This is a genomic window from Legionella fallonii LLAP-10 (genome assembly GCF_000953135.1).
GTDB classification, from domain to species: domain Bacteria; phylum Pseudomonadota; class Gammaproteobacteria; order Legionellales; family Legionellaceae; genus Legionella; species Legionella fallonii.
Map to the genome: position 1 here is coordinate 2,964,640 of NZ_LN614827.1, position 12,184 is coordinate 2,976,823.

Consider the following 12,184-nt stretch of genomic DNA (forward strand, 5'->3'; position numbering starts at 1 on the left):
TTTATAACCCTTCTACCTTGAGTTGCATCACTTTTCCATGCCAGGATACTAAGAGGACCGGTGATTTCTGCATCTCATAAGCATGCATCCCGTCAGCACTGGTCATACTGCCTAACCATCCTGGAGATAGTATGGTAAGGTTAGTCCTCACATACATTTTTTCATTTGAAAGCCATGCTCGCGCATCTCCACCACTAACTGCCAATCGTTTACTCCCTGGAGGCGGAACTCCCTCTAAAACATGAAGAAGTAAATCATTTGCAGCAGCAGGAATTCCTTGCTCCATCGGCATGGTTTTCGCATTGGGGCCAATTCCTTGTATACGTAAATCGACGCGATAATCTACAGCTTTCTGTCCTGGTATCAGTGTTAACATGACGGGAGTATTTAAACCTTTTAATCGAACAGCCAAATTACCGTAATTATATAACTTTATTGCTTGGATCATTAAGGTATTACTAGTCTTATCCCATTGAATATTAAAAGAGGCAGGATCCCCCAAATCGTATGCAGCAATGGGCCAGGGAGATCCTGTAGAATCAAGAAATACTAACGAAGAAACAAAACCTTGAGACAGACGTATGACTGGAGGTGTAGAGCCTGGCGATAAATTAACAAACTGAGATGTTGCTGTCGGCTTCGGCGGTGTGCCAGCTGTTGACGTCTGGGCATACTCAGAAGTTTGATATATTTGCTTTAAGCGAACAATTTGTTCTGGAGTTAAAGGGTATAAATTGCGGGTCATGTCTTTAAATGCTTTATTATCAATAATCTCCGCATCATTTTGACTAATCGTCTGATCTTCATTACCAGGAGAATTTTGCGTTTGATTAGGATTCACAGGTGGTCTATTTTGAGCGGCTCCTGGAACCTTTATAGCTCCTGCTGTAGCGCTTCCAGCTGGATTTGCATCGGTACCAGGCTGGCCATTATCAGGTCCAGCATTTTGAGAAAGACGTTGCTGTAATAAACGCAGCTGTTGTAATGCCTGTTGCGCATCATCTGTTTGATTTACAGCAAAAGAAGTCATTGTAAAAAAACAAGGTATTACCACTGCTAAACAAATTCTTAATATTTTACTCATAATTCTCATTATTAACTTACCCCACCACTGGCAGGACCAACAACAAATTGTGAGATACCTATTCCTCGAGGAGAATTTAAAGTAGATACTCGAGTAATTAGCATAGTAACTACGTTATTTTGTTGCGTAAACTCACTCGCACTTTGATAGGTAACTAAAATGGGCATTTGCACTCGCCAAGAGAAATTACCATTTAAGACCCCTTTTTGTAGAATAATGGGAGCGCGAGTTGCCACAGCAGAAACAATTAATTTCTTAGCCTTTACTGCATCAAGGTTATTAGATTGTTGTAATGCATTAAGAAATTGATCCCATCCCTCCGGTGTAAAAAACCCAGACGATGACTGTAATTCATCTCTATAATTTACGAAATTATAGGTGAAAGCAGCTATAGCAGCCTGATTTGCCCATTGTAATACAGCCGAATCGGATTGGTTAGGTTGATCCAAAGGAAATAATGGAGTAATGCGTCCATTAATGCTTGTTGCAAAATATTTAGGGGCCGGTGGATGTGTAATAATATAGACCAGCATTGCACCTAAAACTAAATTAACTACGATAGCCATTAATAGCGCGAACATAACCTTACGCTGACTATCTTTATAAAATTTGTTTCGTAAAGCAACAACAGTTAAGGCATCTTCAGCCATAATATCCTCTATTTATTGCGGTATAACTCTTTGTACATCATCCGTCGGTGGATCAGGAGGAAGTAATGCAGTTGATGACTCATTGGGGGCCGATAAAGGTTGAAGCTTTATTGGTGGCGTAATCCCACTAGTTGCATAAAAATCTCTTTCTGGCTGATGTAAATACAAATAAAACATTAACAAACTAATAATACAACTCAATATAAGAGAAATAATTATCATCAACAAACCACGTCTATATACATGAACATTAAAACTTTTATGCTGTTTAATTAAAGCCCATGACTCACGACTCATTTCTTCCTCAATTATGCAACTGCATCTCTAAACGTAATTTCTATTCGCGCGTTTGGCGATGAATCCCCACCTTGAGTGAAACTTACTACAGGTTTATCACTACCTAATCCTTGTGTAAAGATAAAACGGCTATCAATTCCTTGCGACCATAAATATTCACCGACTACTCTCGCTCTAGCAGTAGTTAAAGCCAGCTCTCTATGCATAGAGACATATTTGCTGCTATAGCTGGTTACATTGATTGCAACTTTACGAAATTGCTTTAGAAATGAAGCAATTTCATTTAGCAAACGGTAAGAACCCCATTTTAAATGAGGGGTTTGCTCTTCAAATAAGCGACTAGCAGGGATGCTTATTAAATAATCTTGTCCAATTGTAATTATTTTTATTCCGCTTTTATTAAATTTTTTAATCTTTTTCATTACCGTTGCATCACAGGCCCCTAATACCTTACATGGCAATTTAGGATCCTCTTTTTCAGGGACATAGCCACCCCAACGATGACAAGCACTCACCTGAAGCAAAAGCATTAAGCCTAGAATACGGATTACTGTGGTTATGTAGTTAGTAAGCATTACTCTCAACTGCTATCCCCGCCTTTTAAATAAACTTCTTATTTTATCGCTGTCTAACTATCTTAATTTAACTTAGTGATAATAAAAACATATAAGCCATTACGTTACAATGAATTTAATAAAATTGCTATTTTTTTGAAAAATTTATTTATCTTAGCGAGAGCATTGCACAATCAATACTTGTATGTAACAAAGAATCCCCTTATTGAAGAACTTGGAGATTCTTTGCTTTATCTAAGATAGATAATGAATAGAAAAAGAACTAGGAGATTAGCTGTTACAACACCACTCTATTTAAAGCTCTATTACATTTTGAATCGGCTCTTTTATTATTTTATTTCTTCTTCACTTTTCTTGTTAGCTTTTTCACGCTCGTTGGCAATTTTTGATGATAAACCTTTTACGACATCAGTTAATTCTTGAACGTCAATTACATCTCTATCATCGGGCGGATAGCTCGTTGCCATTTGGAAATCTTTAATCAATTCATTAGAAACGGTTCCGGCGTACTTATCTTTTGCCCCAGCCAAACGTTCAATCATCATCATTTGGTTTCTAGTTTCATTAATTGGCAGTAAAGCCTCAGCAAATGCGGCTTTATCTGTTGCTAAAATAGGAGGTGAAGTAGGAGTAATACGCAAGGCACTAAAGATGGTCAGAGCACCTTCAACCTCCTCTTCAATTAAGTCTTCAACTGGTTCAGGAGCGTTATGACCGTGAAAAGCAATAAGAGCCGCTACACCACGCTCTATAGGCTCTTCAATATTGGTTTCTTGTAATGCTTTAGTTATCAACGTAATTTCTTCATTTTCTACTACTTTATTAATGCTTAAATCACCACTCTCCAATATCTTTTGGAATGAAGCCAATTGTTTTTGTAACTTCATCATATACTCATCAGGAGGCGGTTCTACTTTGAGGAATTGGTTGATTTTTAACTGCTTAACTGGTTTTGGATTTGCATAAAACATCCGAGCACGAACAATTTTTGATTTGAAAAAGATATGTGCCTCACCTTCTGTTTGTTCTTTTAAATCAAGAAGATCTACACGAGCTCTTTTTTCAAATGAAGAGCTTTTGGTATCCATATAGCTATTCGTTACACCACCTTCTTTTGTTTGGAATGAATCTACTTTCGTAACGTACGCCTCGCCTGCTGTTTTGGTGAAAAAGTCCCACGTTTCGGTAGGATCCTCTAATTTCATACAAATTTTAATGTTGGTATTCGCACCTATTGACGCGGCTTCTTCTTTTGATGCTTTCTGGAAAGCAGGCAAATCTTGACCAGCAAAAATAGCTGAGAATCCTAGCGATCTTGCCTGAGCAGGAACCACAGCAAACCCTTGAACAGCATAGTAGCCATACTCATCAAGGATGCACATATAGGGTGTTGGTGCATTGGTTGGTTTTCTTAGAATTACATCTCGATAATCACCCTCAACATCTTCACCAAGACCTGCAGCCATCATTGCTTTTAAGGAAGAAACAATAATTTTGCCCAAGTTAGATAACTCATCCGGAGATTTTTCCAAAGCAGGTAACAACACGACTAAAATTCGTCTATTGAGGATCACATCTTTAAAATCTACTTCTGCCAAATTAGTACGAATAATATGTCCGTAAGTATCAGCCAAAGATGAGAAACTTCTTACCAGCTGCATGGTGATAAAGCCGTGTTGCTCTAGTACCTGCGATACTTGTTTTCCTTTTTTCTCTTTATTGTATCCAGGCAACGTATTCAGATAGTTTCTTAGAGGGTCTGTTACTAATTTAGGTACAGATTCTATATTGATACTTTCCATATCATCACGAGGGAATACCTTATCAACAACGATGGACTCCAGTCGTTGTAGATCAAAGTAATTTCTGATGCTATTTGCATCTAGCAGTATCGCTCCATCGTCACGCATATAAACTAATAGCCGCATCAAGGCTTCTACGAATGCAATAGCCCGGCCCTTCCACATATCTCCATCACCACCACCTTGTGATGAGCCCATCAAGCTAACAACTAATTGAGTTAGCATACTAGAAGAACCCTGACAGAATGGATTCAAAGTATTAGATAATCTTTTCTCTTGTGGGCCAACAATATCTCGAGCACCAGTCATGAAATTAATTAAAAGTAAATCATCTTCACGCCCCATGCTTCTTACCATAGAAAATACTTTAGCGTAAAGCGAGTTATCTCCTTTGCCATCTACATAGATAAAGCCGCTTGCCTGAACAAGGGCATTATATGCAAGCGATACCAAACATTCTGTTTTACCACTACCGGTAGATCCAAAAATTAAGGCATGGGTACGCATATCGTCATTGGCAAACCATAGCTCTTCACCTGTTTTGCGATCATTACCAAAAAAGGCAATACCACGCGCAATATTAGGTTTTCCAATACCTGGTTTCAGGTCATTATAATCTTTTACTCTGGCAATCAATGGCAATCGAAACGGTAGTTTTTGCTTACGAGTATAACTGTAAAGAAAAAATCCAGCTCCGATAAGCATGAGCAACGTTGCTGCTTCTGAAAAATAATAAGCAATAGCTGCTAAAGTAAACAGTGTAATCGAAATATTTGTCGGATCAGCGAACGCATCCGCTAATTTTTGACTTAAACTCCTCGTGTCCCGTAAAAGAAGGGACGGATCTAACTCATTTCGAGTATCAATACCACGCATCATGGCTCTAACTCCTCCATTTGACGGGGTGTTAACTTCACTTCTTTAATAGCAATTTCTAATGCTCTAATCGCTTCATCTATCATTGGTACCAAACAGCGACGCCCCATTTCTTTCTCTGCTCGCCAATGAGCAAAAGCTCCGGCTACTTCAGAGTAAGGTGTTTGTCTCCCCATACAATTAAGCATATACCATAATCGACGATCTATGGGCTTTAGCCATAAAAATTCTGAACTAGGAACAACGCCATCAGTACGAGCGGCTGTAATTAAAGAACCCATGACGGAAAGAACATAGGCATGCTTACTAACTACTTCCTGTACAAGCTCACTATTTTCATATTTTTTCAATGTAGCCCTTGCCACTGTGAAATCTGGTTTGCCTGTCACGAACGTTTGATCTATTACTTTCAATATATGGTTGGCTGCGTCTCTATCCCTATTTATTCGTGCCATAAAAACGGCTGCCAAAGCATAAGCCTGGGGAGACAGACGTTCAAACCCATCAAAATAAGGCCCCAGTTGCATGGTAAAAACCCGTTTGGCATCTCCACGTCGTATGCCAGCAGTCATTTCCTGACCTGGTATGGGATTGTCAAGCAGGGCATCGTCTTTTCTCAGTAACTTATATTTACGGGCAAACTCCATCGGTGTTAAAGCCATAGCCCAGGGCCCTTTGTTAACATCCTGACTTACTAGATCTTCTTTTATAATCGGCATAATGGCTGGCCAATTAAATTGCTCTTGGGCTCTTAACGTTTTCATATCATGAGCTCTACGAAACTTTAACGTAATATTGGACTTATAAAGAACAATGGCCAAAACCACTAAAATAGCAACGATGGGATAACGCATAAAATCCCCAACATTACGTGTCATATCGACCAATTGATCCCATTCAACGGTATTAGGATCTATGGTTTGCATTAAATTAATTTGATCGGTTAAAGACTGATTATGTAAAAACAAATTAAGGAATTTAGCTTGCCAAATATTAATAAAGAAAACAGCGCTAACTATATGCTGGTGAGCTGTTTTCCATATGATATACACTGTAAAGAATAGCAAGATGGTAATCCAAACCGGAGCCATCCCATTATCTGAACCTTGTTGCTGCCCTTGTTGTGCCATTGATGCAAACTTTTAATTAAGATTATTTAATTCAAGTATATACTGCTCTCGCATTATTTTGCGACATTTTCATATGCTATTAGTAAATAATAAAATATTTTGCTTTTTATACAGTATGGGTCAAAACGGTCTTGCACAAAAATGATGTATTAACTTTTACTTAATCGGCCGTTAGTGTAACTATAAACACCACTTAAATGCACAAACCGACTAATATTGTCTAAATTTAAACTCTTATCCTTTAAACTTAATAAGGTCTTACCTAACTTATCTACTGATAATTTATCAGAAGGGAGAGCTAAAATATCTGATTGATTAATGTAGATTGCCACATAAGCTTCATTTAGCTTATTTTCTTTGCTTTTTATAATTGCTTTAACATCGTCTTCATTTGCATAAATTGGTCTAGAAATCATTTGTTTTGGCAAATTAGTCACTATTCTTTCCCAGGACTGCATATTAGAACCTTCATAGCAATAAAGAGAAATATAAACTTCTTGCTGACCACTCCTTAAAGCCATACGATTAGCTAAATGAGCCTCTGCTTTTATTTGCTGCAGGCTACTAGCCCCCAGCTGCTTTACAAAATCATCGCGTATTTCAACTAAATTCTTTCCAATTATCTTAAGAAAATTTGATTTATCCCATGGACCATGTTCAATAGCCTCATTTAACGCCTTTAAAATGGCTTCATTTTGTTCATCAGAGAGTTTATCATTCATAACATCAATACTTTAGTCGCAAGGGGTAATACCCCAAATTTATAAGGATGTAAAAGAAGTATAACAGTAATTATTAAGAATAGACGTAAAAAATGATTATTCTGTTTATAAATTTATTTAAATCCGAGGGCTAAAGCTCTCACTCTTTTCTTGTATTTGCTTATCGACAGAAGAAATGCACTCTTGTAGTGCGGAAAGCCCTTTATTATTAAACTCTTTTGTACCAAGATTTACAGAAGGTCCATTTACTGTTGGCTCTAGTTTTTGCAATAGTTTAATTAAACGCAGCAGCGTGTTGTGAGCAAACTCTGAGGATACTCCTGGTTGCAAAGAAGTATGCTTGACCTGCGCCTGAAAGGTACTATATCTATTATTTCCAACACTTTCTTCAGATGGGCCTGACATTTTACAACTCCCAAAAAGATGTAATACTATTAAATTTAGTGTATCAAATTAAACCACTAGAAAACCTATATTCTTAAAAAATTTCAATTTTTTTACAATATATTTACACTTATTCTCAATCGTACATTAATTCGTCTAACGGAGTATAATCTCGACTGGGGCCACCTTGAATTAATTCATTAAGAACATCAGTCATACATAGCAAACGTAAGACATTAGGTGTTACCTCATCAAATACAACTCGTATACCTAATAATGCACCTTCCGCTTCATCATAAGTAGCCCCTAAGCCATAACCCAAGCATAGAGAACACAATTGATCAGCTCGTTTTGCTATAGCAGGCAACAGCCCAGTATCCGCAAAAACCTCATCAAAACTAACAAATCTGTCATTTAAATAAAACTTAGCACTCAAACTACCTGCAATGGTTGCCATACATTTGCTAATATCTCTTTCCATTTATCTCCACCACGGTTGTGACGACTTCACAGAACCTGCTAAAGCGCTTCTAAGCCAACGTAAGAAAACAGGAACAGTAAAACCATAATGCTCAATGATGCCAAAAAATATAGCAGATACTATGACTAAAATTCCCGTCCATATTCTTATATGCATTAAAAATAGAAAAATGGGAAAAGCAGCTCGTGCATCTACCATGAAAAAACGGGCACTGCGTGCGGAATCACGCCAATGCGCTGTTTCAGCAAATCCTCCAGCAGCCATACTCAAACCCTAAAAAAGAATAATCTTAAAAAAAGTATATACTTAAAATCAGCCTTTAGCACCAGAGCATTAACACTATCTATAACAAAATTTTGCAAATCCGCTACAATTTTATCCAGATTTTTTATCCATTGGAGAATGTTGTTTTGTAGCATTTGGTCCAAGAATATTAGTAAGAGCCTGCCCCATATCAGCCTTGAGCTTTGATTGAACACTTGGCTTTGGCTGAGCCACTGGTTTGCACTGTTCAATTGGCACTAGTTGAGGAACATCAAATTCATCACCTGGCTCTTGACTCATTACGTCAGAACAATCAGTGGCCTTGATATTACGTTTATCAACCATACGAGCCAACATCCTAGAAGTACTGTGGGATATAGCCATCCGGACTCCTTACTAAACATCTATAGAATCAAGATAACATAAACATCTTAAGGAATTATTAAGAATTTTAATTTTTTTTCGTTCTTCGATGAAACAATATGATAATAAATACTTAATAATGAAAGATTTTTATCTCAAAACGCATGTTCCCTAGTTCTGATTAAATCTTTTAAACTAGGTAAAAGCGCATTAAGTTGTTTTTCTTCATACAGTGTTGCTTGCATCGATGATTGCCAAATTCCCTGGGGCCATAAATCATCTTTCTTGCAGCGGGCAATAATATGAAGGTGTAACTGCGGAACAACATTGCCTAGGGCACCAATATTAAGTTTGTCTGGTTTAAAGTATTCATTAATCAATAGAGATAATTGATTAATCTCTTCCATTAAAATCTGTCGCTCTTCTTTTTCTAACTGATATATCTCCTGAAGATTATCTTTTCTAGGAACCAGAATAAACCAGGGATAATTTTGTTCGTTCTTCAGTAAGACGCGCGATAATGGCCAGTCACCAAGAATAAAACAAGTGGATTGAATTCGTTCATCAATAAAAAACAAAATAACCTCGATATTAATGCTATATGAAGGTACTCATAGAATGTATAAGTACTTTAATATGACCTTTATAGATGAATGACATTTTACCTAGGCCATTTCGTTTAGCAATATAACCGCACACTATGCTTTTAAAAAAATCGGACTAATGCTCATTGAAAGGTAATTACACCTTAAATTAAATTTCAATTGGATAAATTTTAATAAATCTATTGAGTAATGAACCTATTTTGCGTTATGTTGAAATAACCTATTGTATTAATAGGAATTAACAATTGTCATTTAAGGACGAATGCAATTGCTCTTCTGGCATTAATTGTCAGTCGACGATTGATAAGCTTTAGCAAAAGGAGGATTTATGGCTAGAGGCGAAGTCAAGTGGTTTAATAACGCGAAGGGATGGGGATTTATCATACCAGAAGGAGGTGGCGAAGATATTTTCGTTCATTTTTCCTCTATTCATGGTGTTGGTTACAAAACATTAGCCCCTGGACAAACAGTTACCTATGACGTGATAAATGGCGAGCGAGGTCTTCATGCCTCGAACGTTATTCCTCTCGGTGAGGCTATGGCAACGGAAACTGCTTAATCTTATGTAATCAACCCTTGTTATAATCTCAGACACTAGACCTCTTTCGGAATTTGGCTGTACAGAGGCAACTGCTCTTTGCAGAAACGTTTTAATAGAGGTCTATTATTTTGCTCCGCTGTCTCGGGAATAATTGCTGTCGCCTATCTTATATTAAGATATAATGCGTTTATGTACTAACAAAGCAGTCATTATCAATGAAACACGGCGTATTACTCATTAATCTTGGTACCCCCAATAGCCCGAATAGTGCGGATATTAATCGTTATTTGCGTGAATTTCTAACAGATAAGCGAGTAATAGATATACCAACGCTACTTCGTTATCTTTTAGTTTATGGCTTAATAGTGCCATTTAGATCAAAACAATCGGTCCATGCCTATAAATTAATATGGACTAAACAAGGTTCCCCTTTGCTGTTTCATAGCCAGAACCTAATGAAGGAGCTCCAAAAAACCATAGGCTCACAATATAAAGTTGCTTTAGGCATGCGCTATGGTACCCCCTCTATTGCACAAGCAATCCATGACTTAACGGAGTGCGACAACATTACAGTTCTTCCCTTATACCCACAATACTCCTCGGCGGCCACCGGCTCGTCCATGGAAGAGGTGATGCGCATTATCGCAACTCAAGCCGTTATTCCATCCGTCCACCTCATTCGTGATTTTTACGACCACCCGGACTATATTTCATCGCAAGCTCAGCTTATAAAAACTTATTTCAATAACGCTGAACATCTACTTTTTAGTTATCATGGTATTCCTGAGCGTCAACTCCATAAAAGTGGCTGCGATGAAATTTGCCCTGAGGCCTGTGCTCCAATATCTGCAGATAACCAAGCGTGTTATAGAGCTCAATGTTATCAAACTAGCTTATTGTTAGCCCAAGAATTGCAATTAAGAGCCAATCAATACAGCACTGCCTTTCAATCTCGGTTAGGAAAGATACCCTGGATAAAACCCTATACCGATGAAAGACTTATTGCACTCGCAGAGCAAGGAGTGAAACATCTTGCTGTTGTCTGTCCATCATTTACTGCAGATTGTCTCGAAACTCTTGAGGAAATAGGAATGCGTGCCAAAGAACAATGGCTCCAATTAGGAGGAAAACAATTTATCCTTATCCCTAGCTTAAACAGCAATGAGCAGTGGGTCAGAGCTATTAGCAAGATTGTTAATGCTAGAAAGCTGTGAGTCCTTACTACCACTAACTCCAGAAAGGCGATTACCTCTTGAACTTGTTTAATTGGAAACCAATCTCATGATATATTACTGAGTTCTCATATAAAGGAAGACATCATCCTATTTTTCGGAGAATATTTTGTCTCTCAAATCAATGGTAAAAAACGCTTGGCAAAGTAAACTCTCAAAACCCCTCATTATTGCAACAACTCTCAGTCTTGGTTTGATCAGTTATTTTATAATACATCCCTCCTCCCCACTCCCCCCCTCTTCGCCCACTAAATTTGTTGAAATAGAGATAGTCACACCGTCCACTATTCAGAAAACAATAAAACTTATAGGTACTATTCGTCCCAAACATACAACAATCCTTGTTGCTAAGGGCTCAGGAATGTTGGATATCTTGCTCTCGTCCGGACAAACGGTAAAAAAGGGCGACTTAATCGCCAAAATTACCAATCCAGATATTGAAAAAAGCTATCAGCTCTCTAAAGCCACCGCAAAACTAGCAAACATTCAATACAAACGCCTGCTTAGTTTACGCAAAACAGGATTTATTAGTGCCCGAGAGGTAGAAGAAAAAAAGCAAATCTGGATAGATGCCCGAAAAGAATTAGCTAAGACCAAAATTGAACTGAGCAACATGCGTTTTTATGCTCCTTTTAACGGCATTATTGGTGCCTATAAAATAAAAGAAGGTGCCCAAGTTAATGAGTCAGCTCAAGTAGTCACTGTGTACGACCCCAGCTCATTGGTTGTAGAGTTAGATATCCCCTGCACCAATCAACCCCAAATCAAGGTCAATCAACTTGTTCGTGTGTTTGATCAACCCTATCAATTAAGCCATATGCAAAAAATGATAGATGATGATACTCACATGTGCCCGGCAGATATAGATATTCATTGTGAGTCTTGTTTAATAGGAGCCAATGTATCAGTAAACTTGGTAGTTAAAGAGAAACAAGGTGCATTGGTTATGCCCACCGCGGCTTTATTTCTTAAGAAAGGAAAGCCACATATGTATAAAGTAAATAATAGAAAAATCGAATTAGTTGCCGTCAAAACTGGTATTCAAGAAAAAGATAAAATAGAAGTGATCGCAGGCCTACACTCAGGAGATCAGGTCATTATTAAAAATCCTGAACGCCTATATCCGGGATTAGAAGTTATGATTTATCAACCAAAAAAAAATAAATCTCAGAGTTAAA

General features: G+C 37.7%; 15 protein-coding genes. 3 read left to right on the forward strand and 12 right to left on the reverse strand.

Going from position 1 to position 12,184, the window contains the following annotated elements:
* Window position 1: 1 nt before the first annotated feature.
* From LFA_RS12185 to LFA_RS12240, 12 genes are all read right to left on the reverse strand, one after another.
* On the reverse strand, window positions 2-1,093 hold the full coding sequence (locus LFA_RS12185; protein ID WP_045096437.1) for a DotH/IcmK family type IV secretion protein: 1,092 nt from the start codon (window positions 1,091-1,093) through the stop codon (window positions 2-4).
* Between the two features lie 2 nt (window positions 1,094-1,095).
* Window positions 1,096-1,734, reverse strand: a complete 639-nt coding sequence (locus LFA_RS12190; RefSeq protein ID WP_045096438.1) for a type IVB secretion system apparatus protein IcmL/DotI — start codon at window positions 1,732-1,734, stop codon at window positions 1,096-1,098.
* Window positions 1,735-1,746: 12 nt separating this feature from the next.
* Window positions 1,747-2,031, reverse strand: a complete 285-nt coding sequence (gene icmM, locus LFA_RS12195; RefSeq protein WP_045096439.1) for a type IVB secretion system protein IcmM/DotJ — start codon at window positions 2,029-2,031, stop codon at window positions 1,747-1,749.
* Between the two features lie 11 nt (window positions 2,032-2,042).
* Window positions 2,043-2,615: a type IVB secretion system protein IcmN/DotK gene (gene icmN, locus LFA_RS12200; protein ID WP_157010356.1), complete on the reverse strand. Its 573-nt coding sequence runs from the start codon at window positions 2,613-2,615 to the stop codon at window positions 2,043-2,045.
* A gap of 320 nt (window positions 2,616-2,935) precedes the next feature.
* Window positions 2,936-5,287 (reverse strand): TraM recognition domain-containing protein, encoded by a 2,352-nt coding sequence (locus LFA_RS12205; protein WP_045096441.1) that lies wholly within the window; start codon window positions 5,285-5,287, stop codon window positions 2,936-2,938.
* Window positions 5,284-6,414 carry a type IVB secretion system coupling complex protein DotM/IcmP gene (gene icmP / locus LFA_RS12210; RefSeq protein WP_045096442.1) on the reverse strand — a complete coding sequence of 377 codons (1,131 nt, stop codon included), beginning with the start codon at window positions 6,412-6,414 and terminating at the stop codon, window positions 5,284-5,286. Before icmP ends, LFA_RS12205 begins: the two co-directional genes overlap by 4 nt.
* 149 nt (window positions 6,415-6,563) lie before the next feature.
* A complete protein-coding gene (icmQ, locus tag LFA_RS12215; RefSeq protein WP_045096443.1) occupies window positions 6,564-7,136 on the reverse strand; it encodes a Dot/Icm secretion system protein IcmQ in 573 nt (190 codons plus the stop codon).
* A 117-nt stretch (window positions 7,137-7,253) separates the two neighbouring features.
* Complete coding sequence (locus LFA_RS12220) at window positions 7,254-7,541, reverse strand: hypothetical protein (protein WP_045096444.1); 288 nt, start codon at window positions 7,539-7,541, stop codon at window positions 7,254-7,256.
* A gap of 115 nt (window positions 7,542-7,656) precedes the next feature.
* A complete protein-coding gene (locus LFA_RS12225; protein WP_045096445.1) occupies window positions 7,657-8,001 on the reverse strand; it encodes a type IV secretion IcmS family protein in 345 nt (114 codons plus the stop codon).
* Window positions 8,002-8,265, reverse strand: coding sequence for an IcmT/TraK family protein (gene icmT / locus LFA_RS12230; RefSeq protein ID WP_045096446.1), 264 nt, complete (start codon window positions 8,263-8,265; stop codon window positions 8,002-8,004).
* Window positions 8,266-8,376: 111 nt separating this feature from the next.
* Entirely contained in the window at window positions 8,377-8,649 is a 273-nt protein-coding gene (locus LFA_RS12235; RefSeq protein ID WP_045096447.1) for a hypothetical protein, read from the reverse strand.
* Between the two features lie 134 nt (window positions 8,650-8,783).
* Window positions 8,784-9,206 carry an HIT domain-containing protein gene (locus LFA_RS12240; RefSeq protein WP_045096448.1) on the reverse strand — a complete coding sequence of 141 codons (423 nt, stop codon included), beginning with the start codon at window positions 9,204-9,206 and terminating at the stop codon, window positions 8,784-8,786.
* Window positions 9,207-9,561: 355 nt separating this feature from the next.
* Here LFA_RS12240 and LFA_RS12245 point away from each other — a divergent pair, with 355 nt between their 5' ends.
* The 3 genes from LFA_RS12245 (at window position 9,562) to LFA_RS12255 (ending at window position 12,183) form a co-directional block, all read left to right on the forward strand.
* Complete coding sequence (locus LFA_RS12245; RefSeq protein WP_045096449.1) at window positions 9,562-9,792, forward strand: cold-shock protein; 231 nt, start codon at window positions 9,562-9,564, stop codon at window positions 9,790-9,792.
* Window positions 9,793-9,989: 197 nt separating this feature from the next.
* Window positions 9,990-10,988, forward strand: a complete 999-nt coding sequence (gene hemH / locus LFA_RS12250; RefSeq protein ID WP_045096450.1) for a ferrochelatase — start codon at window positions 9,990-9,992, stop codon at window positions 10,986-10,988.
* A gap of 127 nt (window positions 10,989-11,115) precedes the next feature.
* A complete protein-coding gene (locus LFA_RS12255) occupies window positions 11,116-12,183 on the forward strand; it encodes an efflux RND transporter periplasmic adaptor subunit (protein WP_045096451.1) in 1,068 nt (355 codons plus the stop codon).
* Window position 12,184 lies beyond the last annotated feature (1 nt).